This window comes from Streptomyces sp. NPDC038213 (assembly GCF_055600495.1).
In genome coordinates, this window is the sequence record NZ_JBVJYM010000033.1 from 56,252 (window position 1) to 76,323 (window position 20,072).

A 20,072-nucleotide genomic window follows, 5' to 3' on the forward strand; every position below is an offset into this window, starting at 1 on the left:
TCGAGGAGGTATCCGTGACGGGCGACAAGACCGGGACTCGCGCGGTGGTACTCGGCGGAAGCATCGCCGGCCTGTTCGCGGCCAGAGTGCTCGCCGATGCCTACGACGAGGTGCTCATCGTCGACCGGGACAAGCTCCTGGGCGTGGACGGACCGCGGAAGAACTGCCCGCAGAGCCGCCACATCAACGGCCTCCTGGCCCGCGGCCAGGAGATCATGGAGGAGCTCTACCCCGGGATCACCGAGGAGCTGTTCGCCGACGGCGTGCCCACCGGCGACCTCGCGGGCCACGTGCGCTGGTACTTCAACGGGCAGCAGCTCAAGCAGCAGAGCGCCGGCCTCACCTGCGTCGCGGCCAGCCGCCCGATGCTGGAGAAGCACATCCGCAACCGCACGGCCGCCCTCGAGAACGTGGTCTTCTTCGAGGAGTACGACATCCTCGGCCTGGAGTCCACCGACGACAAGACGCGCGTCACCGGCGCCCGCGTCCAGAAGGCGGGGGGCGGCGGCGAGGAGCTCCTCACCGCCGACCTGGTCGTCGACGCCACCGGCCGCGGCTCCCGCTCCCCCGTCTGGCTGGAGGAGATGGGCTACGGGCGCGTCGAGGAGGAGCGCAAGAAGATCGGCCTCGGCTACGTCACCCAGCACTACCGGCTGACCGCCGACCCGTACTTCGGCGACCTCTCCATCAACCCGGCCGCCTCCCCCGAGGTGCCCCGCGGCGCCATTTTCACCAAGACCGACGGCGACCGCGTCGAGCTCACCACGTACGGCCTCCTCGGCGACCACCCGCCGCTCGACCAGGAGGGCCTGTACAAGTGGGTCAAGTCCCTGGCCGTGCCGGACATCTACGAGGCCCTCCAGCACGCCGAGCCCCTCGACGAGCCCGTCGCCTTCCGCTTCCCCACCACCCTGCGGCGCCGCTACGAGAAGCTCGACCGCCTCCCCGACGGCCTCCTCGCCGTCGGCGACGCCATCACCTGCTTCAACCCCATCTACGCCCAGGGCATGACGGTCTCCGCGCTGTCCGCGCTGACCCTGCGCAGCCACCTGCACACCGGCGCCGCCCCGGTCCCGAAGGACTACTACGCCGACCTGGCGCACGACGTCATCGACCCCCCGTGGGAGATGACCAACAGCGTCGACCTCTCCTTCAAGGGAGTCCCGGGCGAGCGGACCCCGCAGGTCCGCGCCGCCCAGGTCTACCTGAAGCTGGTCCAGAAGGCCGCCGTCCTCGACGGCAAGGTCACCGCCGCGTACATGCGGGCCGCGGGCCTCGTCGAGCGCCCCGAGTCCCTCATGAAGCCGGCCCTCGTCGCCCGCGTCCTCTACACCAACGCCCGCGGCCTGATAGCCGGCCTGACCGGCAACGCCCCCGCCCCGGTGCGCCGCCCGGCCCCGGTGCCCATCAAGAGGGAACGCCCCGCCAAGAAGGACCTGGTGGCGAGCTGACCCCCGCACGGTAGCCAGGACGGAGGGAACGGAAACGTGATCGAGGCATCTGCTGCACCTGCTGCACCCGCGGCCGGCAAGGGACCGGCCGCCGGTCCGCGCGCCCAGGACGCACACGGCGTACAGGAGACGTGGCGGCTCCCTGAGGCACGTGTTCCCGACGCCCCCGGGTACCACCTGCACCGGGCGTACACCGTCACCGGGGAGTTCGACCCGGAGGCCCTGCGGGCCGCCTGGCGGGCGGTGGCCGCGCGGCACGACGTGCTGCGCACCACCCCCGCCGGGCGGGACGGGGCCCCCGCCGGCCCCCCGGCCGCCCGGCTGAGCGTCGGCCCCGGCCGCACCGGCCACCTCGTCACCCTGCGCCTGCACCAGGCGCTCGGCGACGAGCGCTCCCTGGCCGTGCTCATGCACGAACTGTCCGCGCACTACGCGGCCGCCGCCCACGGCACCCCGCTGCCGGACGAACTGACCCTGCCCGCACCGCAGTACGCCGACTTCGCCGCACTGCGCCGGCTCCAGGAGCCCTCCGCCCACCAGCGGCGGCAGCTCGACTGGTGGACGCGGGCCCTCACCCCGCTGCCCGCCGAACTCGCCCTGCCCGTGGACCGGGCCCGCCCCGCCGGACCCGCCACCCTCGGCGGCACCCTGCGCTTCGACTGGGGCGCCGGGCTCGCCGGCCGGGTCGCCGACCTGTGCCGGGCCGAGGAGACCACCCCGTACGCCGTACTGCTCACCGCGTTCATTGCCCTGCTGGGCCGCTACACCGGCGAGGACCGGGTGGCCGTCGGGCTGCCCTCCTCCCTGCGCCCCGCCGGACCGCGGTTCGCCGACGTCGTCGGGCCCTTCCGCAACCACCTGGTGCTCGCCGGGGACCTCTCCGGCAGGCCCGCCTTCCGGGACCTGCTCGCCCGCACCGCCCGCGCGGTCCGCGCCGCCCAGGACCACCGCGAGATCCCCTACGGGCTGCTCACCCGGGCCCTGAACGCCGACGGCGGCCGCCCCCACCGGATCCCGCTGTGCGAGGCCATGTTCGTCTACGAGGACACGGCCGCCAGCGAGCTGTGGCTGCCCGGCGCGGTGGTCCGCCGCCGCCCCGCCGACGACGCCACCGCCCGTACCGACCTCACCCTCACCGTCCACCAGGCGGTCTCCTCCCTGGAGGGCTCGCTCGAGTACCGGGCCGCGCTCTTCGACCGCTCCACCGCCGCCTCCGTACTGGAGCAGCTGCGCCACCTGCTGACGGGGGCGCTGGACGCCCCCGGCAGCCCGGTGGAGGACCTGGCCCTGGAGGCACCGGAACGCACCCGCGCGGCCGTACGCGCCGCGGACCTGACCGCCGTCGCCCCCGCGGACCGGCCCGTGCACGCATCCGTGCGCGCGGCAGCCGCAGAATCCCCCGACTCGGTGGCCCTCGAGGGCGACGGCACCGGTGTCACCTACGGGCAGCTCCAGGAGCGCGCCGCCGCCGTGGCGCACGCGCTGCGGGAGCTGGGCACCCCGCCCGGCGCGCCCGTCGCCGTCCGCATGGCCAACGGGCCGGGCCGCACCGCGGCCCTGCTCGGGGTCTTCGCCGCCGGTGCGTACGCGGTGTGCCTGGGCACGGAGAAGGCGGGGGAGCGGGGCCGGGACGTGCTCGACGGCGCCGCGCCCCACTGCCTGCTCGCCGACGTCCCGGCCCCGGCCGCGGGCGCGGGCGCCGCACCGGAGGACGAGCTCGCCGACTGGTACCACCGCGAGCGCGGCGGGGCCGTCCTGTTCCCCGCGCTCCTCGACCCGGCCCCCGCGGGGGCCGGCGGCGCGGCCGGTACGGAGGGGCCGGAAGGGGCGGACGGGGTCCACGACCTCGACGCCTGGGCGTACGTCACCCACACCTCCGGCTCCACCGGGGTGCCCAAGGGCATCCCCCAGAACCACCGCACGCTCGCCCAGCTCGTCGGCTGGTTCGCCGCGGAGTTCGGCATCCGGCCCGGCTCCCGGGTGGCCCAGTGGGCCTCCCCGAACTACGACGCCAGCCTGGTCGAGCTGTTCGCCGCGCTGGGCGCCGGCGCCGTGCTGTGCCCGGTGCCCGACCGGATCCGGGCCAACCCGGAGAAGCTGGCCGACTGGCTGGAGCAGGAGCGCATCACCCTCTTCCAGACGGTTCCCAGCTTCGCCCGGGAACTCCTGGGCGCACTCGGCACCCGCCGCCTGCCCCACCTCGACCACCTGCTGCTCGCGGGCGAACCGCTGCCCGGCGAACTGGCCGACGGGCTGCGCGCCGCGCTGCCCGGGGCCCGGCTGGTCAACCTGTACGGCGCCACCGAGAGCATCCTCGCCACCTGGCACGAGGTCTCCGGACCGGTGCGGGGGACCGTGCCGGTAGGCCGGCCGATCCCCGGCCGCCAGGTCCTGGTCCTCGACGACCAGGACCGGCCCTGCCCGCCCGGGGTCACCGGGCGGATCGTGGTGGCCGGACCGCACATCACCCCCGGGTACGTCGGCGGGGACCCGGCCGACCCGGCCGGGGAGGCCGCCTTCCGGCCGCTGGCCGGGGCCGTCCGCTGCTACCGCTCGGGGGACCTCGGGCGGCTGCGGTGGGACGGGGCCCTGGAGTTCCGGGGCCGCGGCGACACCCGGATCAAGTTCTACGGCGTACGGATGGAGCTGACCGACATCGAAGCGGCCCTGGCCGCCCACGAGTCGGTCACCGACTGCGCGGTCGTCGCCCACACCGGGCGCGACGGACTGGTCTCCCGGCTGGTCGCGTACGTCGTACCCCGCCGGGCCCCCGACGGGTCCCCCGCGGAGCCGCCCGTCAACCCCGCCGTCTGGCGGGCCTTCCTGCGCCGCCGGTTCGGCAAGTCCATGCTCCCCGTGGCCTTCCGCACCCTAGACAGCCTGCCGCGCAACGCCGGCGGAAAGATCGACCGCCGCGCCCTGGCCGCCCTGCGGTAGCCACCCGTACCGCCCTGCCCAGCCCTTTCAGTGCTTCCCGGCACTCCCGCGCTTCCCAGCTACTCCAGCCCGCTTTCTGCCCTTGCAACCGTATGGAGTGAAATCATGACGATTGTCGACGCCGAGCTCCAGGTCGAGACCGACACCGCGACCGTCCAGTTCGACGGCCAGACCCTGGACATCCCGGCGGTACGGCGGGTCGCCGAGGACAAGGCGCAGGTCGGAATCTCCCCCGCCGCGCTGGCCAAGGCCGCCGACAGCCGGCGGATGTTCGAGGACACCGTCGCCGACGGCACCCCGGTCTACGGCGTGACCACCGGTTACGGCGAGATGATCTACATGCTGGTCGACACCTCCAAGGAGGTCGAGCTCCAGACCAACCTGGTGCGCAGCCACAGCGCCGGCGTCGGCCCGCTGTTCGCCGAGGACGAGGCCCGCGCCATCCTCGCGGCCCGCCTGAACGCCCTGGCCCGCGGCTACTCCGCGGTCCGCCCCGAGCTGCTCCAGCGCCTTGCCCTGTACCTCAACGAGGGCATCACCCCGGCCATCCCCGAGATCGGCTCCCTGGGCGCCTCCGGCGACCTCGCCCCGCTCGCGCACATCGCCACCAGCCTCATCGGCGAGGGCTACGTCCTGCGCGACGGGGTCCGCGCCCGCACCGCCGACGTGCTGCGCGAGAAGGGCATCGAGCCCCTCCAGCTGCGCTTCAAGGAGGGCCTGGCCCTCATCAACGGCACCTCCGCCATGACCGGCCTCGGCTCCCTGGTCGTCGGCCGGGCCCTGGAGCAGGTCCGCCAGGCCGAGATCGTCACCGCCCTGGTCGTCGAGGCCCTCAAGGGCTCCACCAGCCCCTTCCTGGCCGAGGGCCACGACCTGGCCCGCCCGCACCAGGGCCAGATCGACACCGCGGCCAACATGCGCGCCCTGCTGCGCGGCAGCGACCTGGCCGTCGAGCACGCCGAGCTGCGCCGCCAGGCCGAGGCCGCCAAGTCCGGCGAGGGCGTCCACCGCACCAAGGTCTACCTGCAGAAGGCGTACACCCTGCGGGCCATCCCGCAGGTCGTCGGCGCCGTCCGCGACACGATCTACCACGCCATCCAGAAGCTGGAGATCGAGCTCAACTCCTCCAACGACAACCCGCTGTTCTTCGAGGGCCAGGAGATCTTCCACGGCGCGAACTTCCACGGCCAGCCCATCGCCTTCGCGATGGACTACACCGGCATCGCGCTCACCCAGCTCGGCGTCTTCTCCGAGCGCCGCACCAACCGCCTCCTGAACCGCTACCTCTCCGACGGCCTGCCGGAGTTCCTCGTCAAGGGCGACCCGGGCCTCAACAGCGGGTTCGCCGGCGCCCAGTACCCGGCCACCGCCCTGGTCGCCGAGAACCGGACCATCGGCCCCGCCTCCATCCAGTCCGTCCCGTCCAACGGCGACAACCAGGACGTGGTCAGCATGGGCCTGATCGCGGCCCGCAACACCCGCCGCATCCTGGAGAACAACACCCGCATCCTCGCGGTCGAGTTCCTCGCCGCCGCCCAGGCGGTGGACCTCGCCGACCGCTACGGCCAGCTCAGCCCGGCCGGCAAGGCCACGTACGACCAGATCCGCTCGCTGGTCCCCACCCTGGAGCGCGACCGCTTCATGTCCGACGACATCGAGCTGATCGCCTCCGCGCTGTCCCGCGGGGAGTTCCTGGCGGCCGCCCAGTCCAGCAACACCGAGCTGCGCTGACGCCCGCACGCACCCCGTACGCCCCGCGCAGCCGCGCACCCGCCGTACCCCCCACAGCAGGCCGGATCCCGATCCGGCCTGCTGTGGCCGTCACCGCCGGAAACCGTCACGCGCCGTACCGGCACCGCCACGCTCCACGAATGGGGACCCCATGAGCATTCCGCTCTCGTTCAACCAGGAATTCCTGTGCATGTTCGACCAGGGCGACGAGGAGGGCCCCTTCGGGCCCCGCTACAACATCGTCCTCGGCTGGCGGCTGTTCGGGAAGGTCGACACCGACACCCTCCAGCTGGCGCTGAACGACGTGGTCGAGCGGCACGAGGGCCTGCGCACCACCATCGTGCGCAGCGCCGGCGGCCAGCGCCAGGAGGTCGTCCCCGCCTCGCCGGTCAGCCTCGACGTCCGCGACCTCGGTGCCACCGGCACCGGCCAGGAGGAGCGCGACCGCGCCGCCGAGGAGCTGGTCATCGCCGTCGAGGGCGAGCTGTACGGGGTGACGAAGCTGCCCCTGCTGCACGCCGTGCTCGGCCGCTTCGACGAGGAGGAGTCCGTCCTGGCCCTCACCGTCCACCACACGGCGGCCGACGAGATCTCCATGCAGCTGATCATGCGCGACGTCGCCGCCCTGTACGCCCGGCGCCGCGGCCACGACGTGGAGCTGCCCGAGGCCGCGCAGTTCCAGGAGTACGCCGTCTGGGAGCGCGAGCGCTTCGGGCCCGGGTCCCCGACGGCCGACAAGGCCCGCGCCTACTGGCGCGAGCAGCTGGACGGCGGGCAGATCACCGGCATCCCCACCGACCACCCCAAGTCCGCGGGCCTGCCCAAGACCACCGCGGTCCACCGCTTCCTCGTGGACGAGACCCTGGCCGCCGCCACCAACGAGCTGGCCCGCGCCACCCGCTCCACGTCCTTCATGGTGCTGCTCGCCGCCTACCAGGTGCTCGTGCGCGACCTGACGGGCTCCGAGGACGTCACCGTGCCCACGATGGCCTCGGGCCGCGGCCCGGCCCGGTTCCAGAACACCGTCGGCGCCTTCTTCAACTTCGTGCCGCTGCGCACCAGCCTCGCCGGGGCGGGCAGCTTCCGCGAGGTCGTCGAGCGGACCCGGTCCACCTGCTTCAAGGCGTACGCGCACGACCTGCCCTTCGGCCAGGTGGTCGCGCAGGCCCCCGGGGTGGTGGCCGCCTTCGGCGCCGACGACCTGGGCGTCTTCGCCTTCCAGGCCTTCCAGTTCCCCGCTCCGGTCCGGGAGCCGGCCGGGGACATCGCGTACTCGGAGATCCGCACCCGGCTGCTGTCCCAGGAGGTCAGCACCGACATCCCGGACGGGGCCATGATCCAGCTGGCCCACGACCCGGCCACCGGCCGCTTCTCCGGCTACCTCGGCTACAACACCAACATCTACGCGCACGAGTCGATGCGCGCCCTCGCGGTCCGCTTCCAGGACCTGCTGCGCACCCTGATCACCAGCCCGGACGCCCCGCTGCCCAAGGGCTGAGCGGGTACGGTCCCCGCCCCGGCCCCCCTCGCAAGGGGGCCGGGCGCCGGGGCGGGGCCGGGGCCTAGCGGGCCGGGCGGTAGGTGCAGACGTGCACGCCCGCGGGGCTGGTCACGCTCTTGACCAGTTCGAGGTTCTGGAGGGTGCCGCCGCTCGGGAAGATCGTCTTCCCGCCGCCCACGAGCACCGGCATGATCATCAGCCGCAGCTCGTCGACCAGGCCCTCGTCGAGGAGGGTGCGCGCCAGGGTCGGGCTGCCCATGACCAGCAGGTCGCCGCCCTCGCCCCCGCGCAGTGCCCGGATCTCCGCCAGGGCCGCGCCGCCCGCGATCCGGCGGGAGTTGTCCCAGGTCAGCTCGGACTCTTCGAGGGTCTCGGTCACGACGTACTTCGGGAGCGAGTTGAGCCGGTCGGCGAAGGGGTCGCCGGCCCGCTCCGGCCAGGCCTGCGCCATGGTCTGCCAGGTGCGGCGGCCGAAGAGCAGGGCGTCCGCGCCGCTGACCACGTCGTCGAAGGCGCCGCCGACGACCTCCGGGTCGAAGAACGGGTGCGACCAGCCGCCGTGGGTGAAGCCGCCGTCGGTGTCCTCCTCCGGACCGCCCGGGGCCTGCACGACTCCGTCGAGGCTGATGAACTCGCTGATCACGATGCGCATGGGACTCTCCTCTTGCTCCGGCCCGGCTCGGCCCGCCGCTTTCCTGCGTTACGCAAGTAGAGACCGGGCGGGAGAGCGGAACTCATCGGTCCCGCGCGGGATTCTCCTGTGACCTGGGTCACACGCGCTCGCGGCCCCGGAACGCACGGAACCCCCCTTACCGGCCCGCACGCCGGGAAGAGGGGTCCGCGAGGTGCTCAGGTGAGGTCCGGGACGGTCCAGCCGTCGAGGTCGTACTCGCTCAGACAGGTGTCGACGAAGGCCTTGTAGCCGTCGACGTCGCCGGAGGTGGTCTGCGACATCAGCAGCTCCACCCGGGTGTTCTCGTGGTTGCCGGCGTAGTTGCGCTCGTACAGCTCGTGGCGGCCGCCGAACTCGGTGCCGACCGCGTCCCACAGCAGCTTCATCACCTTCACCCGGTCCACCGCCTCGACCCCGCCCGAACCCCGCAGGAAGCGGTCCAGGTACGGGCGGACGTCCGGGTTCTTGAAGTCCTCCGCGCTGGAGTTCACGTAGATCAGGCCGCTCGCCACGTCCTGCTGGATGATCTCCTTGACCCGCGGATAGCCGATCTGCATGAACCAGCGGTACGCCATCCCGTACTGCGGGTTCGGCAGCACGGCCCCGTTCTTCCACTCCACCGGATTGCGCGCGGCCGCGTCCGAGAAGGCCCAGAACAGGTTCCGCCAGGCCAGCACCTCGCCGATGCGGCTCTGCACCCCGCGGAAGTCCTTCGTACCGGTGATCTCCAGCGCCTTGATGAGAAGGCCGGCGATGAACTCCAGCTTGACCGCCAGGCGGGTGCAGCCGTGGAAGGTGAACCGCTCGGTGAAGCCGGACCGGCCGGCGAACATCTGGATCTTGCCCAGGTGCCCGTAGACGAAGACGTTCTCCCAGGGGATCAGCACCTTGTCCAGGACCAGGATCGTGTCGTTCTCGTCCAGCCGCGAGGACAGCGGGTAGTCGAAGGGGCTGCCCGTGGCCGCCGCCTGCACCGTGTACGAGGGCCGGCAGATCAGCTTCATGCCCGGCGCGTCCATCGGCACCGTGGCGATCAGGGCGAACTCCTTCTTCTTGATGGGGAGTCCGAAGTGCGCGATGAAGTTGTACTGGGCCAGGGCGCTGCCCGTGGCCACCACCTTCGCGCCGGAGACGATCAGGCCCGCGTCCGTCTCCTTCTCCACCCGGATGAACACGTCCGCGACCTCGTCCGGACCGCGGTCGCGGTCCACCGGCGGGTGCACGATCGCGTGGTTCCAGAAGAGCACCTTCTCCTGGGACTCCCGGTACCAGCGCCGCGCGTTGTCCCCGTACGGCTCGTAGTAGTCGGCGTTGGCGCCCAGGGTCCCCAGGAACGAGGCCTTGTAGTCGGGGCTGCGGCCCATCCAGCCGTACGTCATCCGCGCCCAGGCGGCGATGGCCCGCTGGTCGGCGACCAGGTCCTCGGCGCTGCGCGGGGTGGTGAAGAAGCTGTGGGTGTAGCCGTCGCTGCCGGTGTCCGTCGGCTTGGTCAGGATCCCCCGCTGCTCCGGGTCGTGCAGGGCGTCGTACAGCCGCGCCGTCATCCGGATGGGGTTGCGGAAGGCCGGGTGCGCGGTCACGTCCTTGACCCGCTCGCCGTACAGGTAGATCTCGCGGCCGTCGCGGAGGCTCTCGACGTACTCCTCACCGGTCTGCGGACGGGTCGTGCGCCGCGGCTCGGCGGCTCCCGCAGGGGACTCCTGAGGCATCTGAGGCTCCTGACGATCCGTCATCGGCTGCTTCTCTCTTCCTGAGGACTGAGGAAAACCTCTGGGCGCACGCGGGCTGTGAGGGCCCCTCATCGTGTCAGCGGCCGCCGGACACCGTCGTCTCCGAGATTGCGGGCAACCTCGAAGATGCGGGCCACCTGCCCGGCTGGAACGGTCGGGGGCGTGTATCGCGACGGCCGGCGGACCGGCCGCCACGCTCGTGCGCCCATCCAGGAGGACATGGTGTTGACGACCGATGTGCCGACGCGGGAGCAGCTCGTTCGCCGCGCGACCGAGCTGGTGCCGCTGCTCCAGGCCAACGCGGCCTGGGCGGAGGACAACCGGCGCATCCACGAGGAGTCGATCGAGGCGCTGGCCGGCGCCGGCGTCTTCCGGATGCGCGTCCCCGCCCGCTTCGGCGGCTACGAGAGCGACACCCGCACCCTCGTCGACGTGGCCGCCGAGATCGCCCGCGCCGACGGCTCCACCGCCTGGGTCGCCTCCGTCTACTGGATCCCCGGCTGGATGGCCGGCCTCTTCCCCGACAGCGTCCAGGAAGAGGTCTTCACCAGCCCCGACGTCCGCGTCTGCGGCACCCTGAGCCCCGGCGGCATGGCCGCCCCGGCCGAGGGCGGCGTCGTCGTCAACGGCCAGTGGAAGTTCATCAGCGGCGCCCTGCACGCCCAGTGGCAGATCATCGTCGCCATCCAGCCCACCCCCGAGGGCCCCCTGCCCGTCATGGCCCTGGTCCCCATCGGCGACCTCCAGATCGTCGACGACTGGTACACCTCCGGGCTCAAGGGCACCGGCAGCGTCACCACCGTCGCCCAGAACGTCTTCATCCCGGCCGAGCGGGTCCTGCCCCTCCCGGTGATCGTGCAGGGCGGGGGCGGGGTCTCCCAGGCCAACGCCGGCAAGCCCCTGCACGCCGCCCCGCTGCTCCCCGTGGCCTCCGCCTCCTCCGCCGGCGCCGTCCTCGGCCTGGCCAGGGCCGCTGCCGACGCCTTCTTCGCCCGGCTGCCCGAGCGGAAGATCACGTACACGGACTACGCCTCCCAGGCCGAGGCCCCCCTGACCCACCACCAGGTCGCCGAGGCCACCCTCAAGACCGACCAGGCGCAGTTCCACGCCTACCGGCTCGCCGACCTCGTCGACTCCAAGTCCGAGCAGGGCGCCGTGTGGACCGTCGAGGAGCGGGTCCGCGCCCGCGCCGACCTCGGCGCCGTCTGCCGCCTCGCCAAGGAGGCCGTCGACATCTTCCAGACCGCCGGCGGCGGCTCCTCGATCTACTCCGACGTCCCCCTCCAGCGCATCGCCCGCGACGTCCAGGCCGTCAACCTGCACGCCCTGATGCACCCCAACACCAACAACGAGCTGTACGGGCGGGTCCTGTGCGGCCTGGAGCCCAACAGCCTCTACATCTGACCGGCACCCGCCCGGACAGCGCACGCGCACCAGCCGACCCGCCCCGGCCGCCCCACCGGCCGGTCCACCAGCCGACCCGCACCAGCTCACGGACAGGGGAACAGCAATGACCGCAGCACCGTCCGACCTCGACGCGGCCGTCACCGACGCGGACAAGGCGGCCGTCGCCGCCGTCCCCGGGAAGATCGTCGCCGCCTGGGCCGGCCACGACGCCGAGGCCTTCGCCGCCGTGTTCACCGAGGACGGCAGCATGATCCTGCCGGGCCACTACGCCACCGGCCGGGAGAACATCGCCGGATTCATGGGCGCCGCCTTCCAGGGCCCCTTCAAGGGCACCCAGGTCACCGGCACCCCGCTCGCCCTGCGTTTCCTGCGCCCCGACGTGGCCCTGGTCATCACCCAGGGCGGGGTCCTCGCCCCGGGCGAGACCGAGGTCGCCGACGAGCGCGCGATCCGCGCCACCTGGGTCGTCGCCAAGCAGGACGGCGAGTGGAAGCTCGCCGCGTACCACAACAGCCCCCGCGACGCCGCCTGACCACCCCACCCCCGGGCCCCGCGAGGGGCCCGGGCCCGCGGACGCCCGTCCGCTCCGTGGCGGCCGGGCAAACGGGCAGCGGCCCTTGGCTTCCGCCGAAGCCAAGGGGCGCTGCCGGTTTCCGGGGCGGATCAGGCGGCCTCGGCCACCGGCACCGCCGCCTCCGCCGCCTTGGTCAGCCGCACCGGCAGGGCGCGGTGGCCGTTCATGATGAAGGTCGGCAGCGGCTGCAGCTCCTGCGGCTCCACCGCCAGCGACAGGTCCGGGAAGCGGGCGAACAGCGTCGACAGGCCCGTGGTCGCCACCAGGCGGGCCACCCCCGCACCCAGGCAGTAGTGCGGACCGAAGCCGAAGGACAGGTGCTCCTTGTCCTCGCGGGTCACGTCGAAGGCGCACGCGCTCTCGCCGTGCACCGCCGGGTCCCGGCCCACCGCGCTGTAGTTCACGAGGATCGGGTCGCCCTGCGGGATGGTCACCCCGTCGAGCTCGATGTCCTGGACCGCGTACCGCAGCGGCAGGTGCGCGAGCGGGGACTCGACCCGCAGGGTCTCGTCGATCACGTCGTCCCAGGAGCGCTTGCCCGACAGCACCAGCTCCTTCTGCTCGGGGTGCGTGAGCAGGGCCGTGATGGCGTTGTCGAAGAAGTTGATGGTGGTCTCGGAGCCGGCGCCGAGGATCGCGAAGATGGTGTCGCACAGCTCCGCCTCGGACAGCCGCGAGCCGTCCTCGTCGCGCGCCGCGATCAGGTCGCTCGTGATGTCCTCGCCGGGCTCGGCCCGCTTCTGCGCGACCAGCTCCTCCATGGCCCCGCGCCAGTTCGCCAGCACGGACTGGGCCTGCTCGGGGCTGACGGTGGTGTCCACCATCATGTCGATCACCTTGGCGGTGGCGACGCGCTGCTCCTCGCCCATGCCGATCAGCTCGGCGACCAGCATGGCCGGCAGCGGGTAGGCGAACCGCTCGCGCAGGTCCACGACCTCGCCCGGCCCCACGGCGGCGAGGGCGTCCAGGAGGTGGTTGGTCAGGCCCTCGATCAGCGGGCGCACGGCCTCCGTGCGGCGCGGGGTGAAGGCCTTGCCGACCAGGCGGCGCAGCCGCACGTGGTCCTTGCCGAAGGCGGTGACCATGTTGTCCATCGCCACCCAGCTGATCATCTCCCAGTTGGGCGGGATCTCGCCGTTGATGAACTTCGGCCAGTGGTTGCGGGCGCTCTTGGTCACCTGCGGGTCGGTGAGGACCTTCCGGATGCTCGCGTAGTCGTTGATCGACCAGGCCAGGACCCCGCCGGGCAGCTCCACCTGTACCGCGGCGCCCTGGGCCCGCAGCGCGGCGGCCTCGGCGTGGATGTCCCGTCCGGTCGTGTCGAGCCGGTGCGCGACGGGGCAGCGTTCTTCCATCGAAATTACTCCCGGAATCTCGTGAAGGGAGGTGGGGGGACGGTCTTACGCAGAAATTCCGGCACGCTCGGCGACGATCGAGACCAGGGCCGCCAGGGTGGGGTCCTCCTCGAATATGTCGCCGACGTCGATCAGAATGCCGAGCTCGTCCTCGACCCGGGACACGATGCGCACCGCGGCGATCGACTCCCCGCTGAGCTCGAAGAACGTCGCGTCCTCCAGCTCCACGACGGCCTCCCCGAGCACCTCGGCCCAGATCTCGGCAACCTTGCCCTGGATGACGGAAATGCTCGTGCGCTCAATGACATCGCCGCTCATGGAAAGCCCCTTCGCTGAAGTAGCGGAACCTGTCGATTCACCGGCCGGTGTTCACCGTCGCAGCGTCACACCCGGCCGTGCCGCCGGGCATCTCCTGGATTGCGCGGCCCGGTCCCTCCGCAGGTCAGCACGCTCGGAGTTGGCCAAAAACGGGGTGCTCGCGACGATGAGGCGCCAGTCTTACGGCCCTACGGCGCACCACTTCGGACACGTCCCCAGGAGCATGACTTGACTGCCACCGCCGCAGTACCGCCTGCACCAGCACGTCCCAACCGCCGCTCGGTAGCCGCCACCGTCGTGGGCAATGCGGTCGAGTCCTTCGACATGCTCGCCTACGGGCTCTTCGCCCCCCTCTTCGCCGCCCAGTTCTTCCCCTCCTCCAACCCCGTCACCTCGCTCCTCGGGGCCTTCGCCGTCCTCGGCATCGGAGTCCTGGCCCGCCCCCTCGGCGGCATCCTCCTGGGCAAGTACGCCGACCGGCACGGCCGCCGCCCGGCCCTGCTGCTGTCGATCGTCCTGATGACCGCCGGGTCCGTGCTGATCGGCGTCGCGCCCACCTACTCCCAGATAGGCATCCTCGCCCCGCTGCTGCTCGTGGCCGCCCGCATCGGCCAGGGCATCTCCGCGGGCGGCGAGTGGCCCACGGCGGCCGCGTACCTGATGGAGTCCGCCCCGCCGCACCGCAAGTGCCTCTACGGCAGCCTCTTCTCCGTCTCCACCGGCCTCGGCGTGATGACGGCCTCCGCGATCGGCGGGATCATGACCGCCCTCGTGGGGCCCGCCGCCATGTCCGACTGGGGCTGGCGCGTGCCCTTCCTCTTCGGCGGGGTGCTCGGCCTGGTCCTGATGTTCCTGCGCAACCGCCTCGCCGAGACCGACGTCTTCCAGCGCGAGGTCCGCGGCCGGCGCTCCCGCGGCTCCCTGCGGCAGGTCCTGCGCACCCAGCGCCGCTCGGTCCTGCTGTCCGTGCTGATCGTCTCCGGCATCGCCACCGTCAGCGGGGTCTGGTCCGCGGTCGTGCCCGCCATGGGCACCCGGCTGGCCCCGCCCGGAATGATGTTCCAGGTCGTCGTCTGCGCCGTCGGCATCATGCTGTTCCTGAACGTCCCGCTCGGGATGCTCGCCGACCGCATCGGCGCGACCAGGTTCATGGTGGGCGTGACCGCCGTCTTCGCCGTCGCCGGCTCGTACGGCTACCTCAACATGACCGGGGAGTTCGGCAGCCTCCTGCTCGCCTACGGCAGCGGCGTGGTCTACCTCGTCTCCATCACCACCGTCCTGCCCAAGCTGCTCACCGAGATCTTCCCTCCGCAGGTGCGCGTGGTCGGCATCGGCCTGCCCCACGCCGTCACCACCGCCGTCCTCGGCGGCGCCGTGCCCGCCCTGGCCACGTACCTCGGCGAGCGCGGGGACTCCGGCTGGTTCGTCGCCGCGATGATGACCATGGTGGTCGTGGCCCTGCCCGCCGCCTTCGCCTCCCGCCGCCACAGCCGCAGCCTGCCGGCCGCGGTGACCGAGCGGGAGCCGGAGCCGGTGCTGGCGGCCGCGGCGAAGTGACCGGGGGCCCCGGGGGCCATCCCGGGGGCCTCCGGGCACTTCCCGGGGTCCCCGGGGCGTGACGCACCGCAGCCCCCGGCCTTCCCGGCCGGGGGCTGCGGTGCGCCGTACGCGGGGAGGGGCTCAGCTGGCGGGCGGCAGGTAGCCGTGGTTGGCCAGCCGCAGCCCGACCTCGTCGTACGCCGCCGGGTCCTCGGGGGTGATCGCCGCCAGCCCGTCGACGTACCGGTTGAACATGCAGAACGCCGCCGCGACCAGCACGGCGTCGTGCACCGACTCGTCGTCCGCGCCCGCCGCCCGGGCCGCCTCCACGTCCTCGGCGGTGACCGTACGGGCGTCACCGCGCACCTTCGCGGCGATCCGCAGCAGGGCCCGCATCCGCTCGTCGACCGGAGCGGTCTCCAGGTCCTTCTTGACGGCCTCCACGAGCTCGTAGCCGCCCTCGTGGGTGTGCGCCGCGGCCGCGGTGTGCGAGCCGGTGCAGTAGCGGGTCTGGTTCAGGTGGGACACGTACGCGGCGATGAGCTCGCGCTCGCCGGCGCTCAGCGGCGACTCGCCGCGCAGCAGCTGCTCGGCGAGCTCGCTCAGGCGCTGCCCGGAGCGCGGCTTGCTGTCCATCAGGCCACGGATGCCCGGTACCTGCGCCGGAATCGCGATGTGCGGCATGCGGTGGTGTCTCCCTCGTCGACCGGATGACCGGTGAGTCGAACTGACCTTCGGAGACTAGTTGTTGAACCAGGGTGCCGTGGTGGTGTCCGTACTGAATTGAGCCAGCATCTTGTCCGCAACCTTCTGCTGACCCGTGCTCGACGGGTGCACCCCGTCGCTCTGCAGGTCGGAGCACCGCCACTCCAGGCCGTCGCTGCGCCCGGGGACCCCGCCGGCCACGTTGTCCGCGCCCAGGCCGTCCGCCCACAGGTACGGGCCCCAGGACAGCCACGGGGCCACGCCGCCGGACCCGTACGACAGGGTCGCGTCCCCGTTGATCTGGTCCTGGATCAGCTTCTTGACGGCCCAGCCCTGCTGGTAGGCGCCCGCGCTGCGGCTCTGGTTGTAGGTGTAGATCCGGCTGGCGACGTAGCCCACGGCCAGGTTCGGGTACTTCGTGCGGGCGTTGCGCGAGATGTTGGCGAGCGCGTTGCGGAGGTTGTTCGCCCCGGCCGGGAAGGCCCCCAGGTTGTCGCCGACGAACTGCTCCTTGAGCCACATCGCCTGTACCTGGGCCGCCGTCACCCCCGCGTTCGACAGCCGGGTGGCCAGCACGCTCCACGTGGCGTCGTTCGGGTTCGCCCAGGTCGAGGCGTCCTTGCCGCCCTGCGCCCCGTCCACCAGCACGACCTTGGGGTCCTTGCCGCCCCAGGCGTTGACGGTCTGGACGAACTTCTGGAACTCCTGCGTGGTGTTCGACATGCCGATCGAGATCAGCACGATCTTCCCGTTGACCAGGTCCACCTGGCCGGCGGAGTTGCGCGGCAGCACCTGGTTCACCGCCAGGTTCACCCCCGCCGCCTCGTGCGCCGACGGTCGCGCGTTGCTCCCGCCCGGGTACAGCCCGCCCTGGAGCCCTTGGTAGGTGCCCGTACCCAGGTCGTTGATCGGGACCAGCCCGCTGGAGGTGAACGAGCAGTCCGCGGCGGCCGGTGCGGACACGGCGGGCTGCGGGACGAGCGCCAGGGCCGCTGCGGTGGCCGAGGTGGTCAGGAGCGCGAGCATCCGTCGCTGGACGGGCATGGATCCTCCGTGGGCAGGCAGGGTGAAGTGCCGCGCGGAGGACCGGTCGACCCCCTCCGCCGGGGCGCGGGGGCGCGCCCGGGGCAGATCCTTGCCGCGCCGGGGGCGGGGGAGGGGACCCCGTGCGCGCGTGCCGACGACTCGCCCAAGTGCGGGTCCACCCGGGTGCGACTTGCCCAGGTCGCCCGCCAGAGGAAAACGAACAGGGTGGACGGTATTTTGCCAATCTCCCGCCCGGGCCGAAAAGAATCAGGATGGGCGGTATTTTCCTATTGACTTCGCCGCAGAGGCCTTGGCGAGCCCCCTCGCGCCTCCCGGCTCAGGAGGCGGCGGCGAGCGCCTCGGTGTGCTGCACGGCCTCGTCGTAGACCCGCTGGGCGCGGCTCTCGGAGATGTCCACGGCCGCCAGGACGGAGGCCTGGGTGATGCTCGGCAGGAGGTGGCGCAGCAGCGCGGAGACCCGGACCACGAGGTCCTGGTAGTCGCTCAGGGCCTGGGACATCGACTGGATCCCGGCGTAGGTCCCGACGATGACGTCGGCCGTCTCGGCGGGCACGACGTGGGGCAGCAGCTCGCCCTGCGCCTGCGCCTTCTCGAGCCGCTCCCGCACCGGGATGGCCCAAGTGCGGAATGGGCCGCTGCGGTCCAGGCCGTTGGCGAGCTGGTCCATGGTGAGCCGTACGCCGGCCCGCACCATCGGGTCGGTCTGCAGGCGGTACGTGTGGAGCGCGACGATGTCCACGATCTCCTGGATCTTGGACGCGCGGTCGGGGATGACCAGGTTCTGGTTCTGCGCGGCCAGGACGCCCTGGGCCAGCTCGTCCTTCGACTGGAAGTGGAAGTACAGGGCGCCCTTGGTCACACCGGCGGTGGCCAGGATCTCCGAGATCGTCGCGGTCTGATAGCCGTGCTCCTCGAAGACTTTCGCCGCCGCCAGCAGGATGGTGCGACGCGTACGGATGGCCCGTTCCTGCTCCGCCATTTTGGCCCTCCGTGTACTTGACGAAGCTCATAGGGCTCCGTATACAAACCGTCTAGTTTGTATCTTACAGGGAGTGAACCCCGATCCAAGCCCGTACATGACCGACTTAGGCACGTCTCATCACCGAAAGGTCCCCGATGATCCTTGTGACCGGTGCCACGGGCACCGTGGGGCGGGAAGCGGTCCGCAGGCTGCCCGCAGGCGTCCCCGTCCGCATCCTCGCCAGGGATCCTTCGCGCGTGGCGGTGGCGCCCCCCGGCGCCGAGGTCGTCACCGGGGACTACGGGGACGCGGCCTCCCTCGCCAGGGCCCTGGACGGGGTCCGCAGCACCTTCCTCGTCACCACCCGCGTCGCCGGCGACCAGGACGCCCGCTTCCTGGAGGCCGCGGCGGCGGCCGGGGTGCGCCACGTGGTGAAGCTGTCGGCCGCCGCGGTGGAGGACCCGCTCGCCGAGGACCTGATCACCACCTGGCAGCGCGACAGCGAGGAACTGCTGCGCAGCTCGGGAATGCAGTGGACGATGCTCCGCCCGCGCTCCTTCATGTCCAACACGCTGTCCTGGGCGCCCGCCCTGCGCGCGGAGCAGGTCGTCCGCGCCCTGTACGGGGAATCGGTCAACGCCTGCGTGGATCCGCGCGATATCGCGGAGGTGGCGGTGCGCGCGCTCACCGAGCCCGGGCACGCCGGCCGGACGTACGCACTGACCGGACCGGAGGCGCTCAGCGCGGTCCGGCAGACGGCCCGGCTCGCCGAACTGCTGGGCCGCCCGGTCCGGTTCGAGGAACTGGCACCGGACCGGGCGCACGCCCAGTGGATGCAGCGGTATCCGGCCCCCGTGGCCGACGCCCTGCTGCACAGTGCACGGCGTCAGCGCGACGGGGCCAAGGCCGGGGTGGCGGGCACCGTCGAGGAGCTCACGGGCCGGCCGGCCGCACCCTTCGGCACCTGGGCCCGCGACCACCTGTCGGCCTTCGGCGGACCCTGAGGTGCCCGGTCTATCAGCGGCCGTCGGGCGCCGCCGTCACCAGGGAGGAGAAGACCACCTCGCCGCCCTGGTAGCCCGTGACGCGCACCCGCTCGTCCCCGCCGGGGGAGGCAGGGGCGAGCCGCTCGGCCTCGATGAAGCAGGGCGCGTCCAGCTCGGCGTACCGCTTGAAATCGCTCTCGATGCTGGTGGGGAGCAGCGAGGAGCGGTTCAGTGCGGCGGCCGCGCCCTGCCGTGCGGCCTCAAGGAGCACCATGCCCGGGACGTGGTCGACCGGGTGGTCGAACAGCACGGGGTGGCGGGGGTTGAGGCGCAGCTGCCAGCGGTTGCTGTGCCCGATGGGGGAGAGCACCACGTCGCCGGGGGACATGCGCCCCACGCTCTGCGGTGCCATGGGCGCGGTCAGGGGGAGCCAGCGGTAGTCCGGGGCGAACACGCGCTCCGGGCGCAGCCGCCCGTAGACGGCCGGGCTGACGCAGGTGTAGGAGATCCGTCCCGTGGCCACCAGCTGTCCTTCGCGGCGCACGAGGGACTCGTACGTCAGCCCGGAGACGCCGGCGCCCCGCCGCTTCACCTCGGTGCAGACGACCTCGATGTCCACGGAGGCGGGGGCCTGGCTGACCCTCAGGAGCTCCGGGTGCACGGTGAGGGAGAAGTCCCACAGCAGGAACTGGTGGCCGAACGGCACGCCGAACTCCGCGTGTCCGAGGAGCGCCCCGATCTGGCGGATGGTCTCGGCGACCATCAGCGGGTCGTGGTACTCCCCGTCGATGGGCGTGAAGAAGCTGTGGCTGCGGGGCCACTGCGCTTCCACCCGGAAACGGGTGGGGTCCTCGCGCCGCCAGTCGGTGAGCATGACCTCCGCTACGGCCGCACGGTGCACCAACTCCTTGGGAACGGTGGTCGTCAGGGTCGGGAGGCGGAGACCGGACAGCTCCGCCCGCGGTTCCATGGCCGATGCTGCCTGGTAGGCGGCGATCGTCGGGCGCTCGACATCGAACGTGCTCGCAGACATTGCTCCCCCTGGGCTGCGCTGACGAGGTGGGCCGTAGCCCCTGGCCGGGAAAGATACATACCAACCGGTTTAATTTCTAGCGGTACGCGACCCTCCGCTCGTAGATAAAGCGGAATTTTCCCCT

The 20,072-nt window shown here is 72.3% G+C and carries 16 protein-coding genes; 8 read left to right on the top strand and 8 right to left on the bottom strand.

Translation table 11 applies throughout. The features are described from left to right. Positions 1–14 precede the first annotated feature (14 nt). The 4 genes from ACZ7JZ_RS30850 (at position 15) to ACZ7JZ_RS30865 (ending at position 7,617) form a co-directional block, all read left to right on the top strand. Positions 15–1,451 (top strand): FAD-dependent oxidoreductase, encoded by a 1,437-nt coding sequence (locus tag ACZ7JZ_RS30850; protein WP_470945139.1) that lies wholly within the window; start codon positions 15–17, stop codon positions 1,449–1,451. Between the two features lie 36 nt (positions 1,452–1,487). After that, a complete protein-coding gene (locus ACZ7JZ_RS30855; protein ID WP_470945141.1) occupies positions 1,488–4,388 on the top strand; it encodes a non-ribosomal peptide synthetase in 2,901 nt (966 codons plus the stop codon). Between the two features lie 105 nt (positions 4,389–4,493). Next, complete coding sequence (gene cmdF, locus ACZ7JZ_RS30860) at positions 4,494–6,119, top strand: tyrosine 2,3-aminomutase (protein WP_470945143.1); 1,626 nt, start codon at positions 4,494–4,496, stop codon at positions 6,117–6,119. A gap of 151 nt (positions 6,120–6,270) precedes the next feature. Next, complete coding sequence (locus ACZ7JZ_RS30865; protein WP_470945145.1) at positions 6,271–7,617, top strand: condensation domain-containing protein; 1,347 nt, start codon at positions 6,271–6,273, stop codon at positions 7,615–7,617. A gap of 64 nt (positions 7,618–7,681) precedes the next feature. Here ACZ7JZ_RS30865 and ACZ7JZ_RS30870 read toward each other — a convergent pair whose 3' ends face one another. Together ACZ7JZ_RS30870 and ACZ7JZ_RS30875 are read right to left on the bottom strand one after the other, a co-directional pair. Continuing rightward, on the bottom strand, positions 7,682–8,272 hold the full coding sequence (locus ACZ7JZ_RS30870) for a dihydrofolate reductase family protein (RefSeq protein ID WP_470945148.1): 591 nt from the start codon (positions 8,270–8,272) through the stop codon (positions 7,682–7,684). Positions 8,273–8,469: 197 nt separating this feature from the next. Beyond that, positions 8,470–10,002 (bottom strand): 4-hydroxyphenylacetate 3-hydroxylase family protein, encoded by a 1,533-nt coding sequence (locus ACZ7JZ_RS30875; RefSeq protein ID WP_470945151.1) that lies wholly within the window; start codon positions 10,000–10,002, stop codon positions 8,470–8,472. Positions 10,003–10,245: 243 nt separating this feature from the next. Here ACZ7JZ_RS30875 and ACZ7JZ_RS30880 point away from each other — a divergent pair, with 243 nt between their 5' ends. Further along, positions 10,246–11,427, top strand: coding sequence for an acyl-CoA dehydrogenase family protein (locus tag ACZ7JZ_RS30880; protein WP_470945154.1), 1,182 nt, complete (start codon positions 10,246–10,248; stop codon positions 11,425–11,427). Between the two features lie 106 nt (positions 11,428–11,533). Then, complete coding sequence (locus ACZ7JZ_RS30885) at positions 11,534–11,962, top strand: SgcJ/EcaC family oxidoreductase (RefSeq protein WP_470945157.1); 429 nt, start codon at positions 11,534–11,536, stop codon at positions 11,960–11,962. A 131-nt stretch (positions 11,963–12,093) separates the two neighbouring features. On the opposite strand, the gene ACZ7JZ_RS30890 is transcribed toward ACZ7JZ_RS30885, so the two are convergent. Continuing rightward, positions 12,094–13,359 carry a cytochrome P450 family protein gene (locus ACZ7JZ_RS30890; RefSeq protein ID WP_470945158.1) on the bottom strand — a complete coding sequence of 422 codons (1,266 nt, stop codon included), beginning with the start codon at positions 13,357–13,359 and terminating at the stop codon, positions 12,094–12,096. A gap of 45 nt (positions 13,360–13,404) precedes the next feature. Beyond that, a complete protein-coding gene (locus tag ACZ7JZ_RS30895) occupies positions 13,405–13,677 on the bottom strand; it encodes a phosphopantetheine-binding protein (RefSeq protein WP_470945161.1) in 273 nt (90 codons plus the stop codon). A 228-nt stretch (positions 13,678–13,905) separates the two neighbouring features. On the opposite strand from ACZ7JZ_RS30895, the gene ACZ7JZ_RS30900 reads away from it, so the two are divergent. Continuing rightward, positions 13,906–15,234 (top strand): MFS transporter, encoded by a 1,329-nt coding sequence (locus ACZ7JZ_RS30900; protein ID WP_470945163.1) that lies wholly within the window; start codon positions 13,906–13,908, stop codon positions 15,232–15,234. Positions 15,235–15,357: 123 nt separating this feature from the next. Here ACZ7JZ_RS30900 and ACZ7JZ_RS30905 read toward each other — a convergent pair whose 3' ends face one another. The 3 genes from ACZ7JZ_RS30905 to ACZ7JZ_RS30915 all read right to left on the bottom strand — a co-directional run bounded on the left by ACZ7JZ_RS30905 (position 15,358) and on the right by ACZ7JZ_RS30915 (position 17,947). Beyond that, entirely contained in the window at positions 15,358–15,900 is a 543-nt protein-coding gene (locus tag ACZ7JZ_RS30905) for a carboxymuconolactone decarboxylase family protein (protein ID WP_470945166.1), read from the bottom strand. A gap of 57 nt (positions 15,901–15,957) precedes the next feature. Continuing rightward, a complete protein-coding gene (locus tag ACZ7JZ_RS30910) occupies positions 15,958–16,965 on the bottom strand; it encodes a hypothetical protein (protein ID WP_470945168.1) in 1,008 nt (335 codons plus the stop codon). A 319-nt stretch (positions 16,966–17,284) separates the two neighbouring features. After that, the gene (locus ACZ7JZ_RS30915) at positions 17,285–17,947 is read right to left on the bottom strand and encodes a ScbR family autoregulator-binding transcription factor (RefSeq protein WP_470945170.1); all 663 of its coding nucleotides are present in this window, start codon (positions 17,945–17,947) and stop codon (positions 17,285–17,287) included. Between the two features lie 137 nt (positions 17,948–18,084). On the opposite strand from ACZ7JZ_RS30915, the gene ACZ7JZ_RS30920 reads away from it, so the two are divergent. Further along, positions 18,085–18,933, top strand: coding sequence for an SDR family oxidoreductase (locus ACZ7JZ_RS30920; RefSeq protein ID WP_470945173.1), 849 nt, complete (start codon positions 18,085–18,087; stop codon positions 18,931–18,933). Positions 18,934–18,946: 13 nt separating this feature from the next. On the opposite strand, the gene ACZ7JZ_RS30925 is transcribed toward ACZ7JZ_RS30920, so the two are convergent. Continuing rightward, the gene (locus ACZ7JZ_RS30925) at positions 18,947–19,948 is read right to left on the bottom strand and encodes a ScbA/BarX family gamma-butyrolactone biosynthesis protein (RefSeq protein ID WP_470945176.1); all 1,002 of its coding nucleotides are present in this window, start codon (positions 19,946–19,948) and stop codon (positions 18,947–18,949) included. Positions 19,949–20,072: the final 124 nt, after the last annotated feature.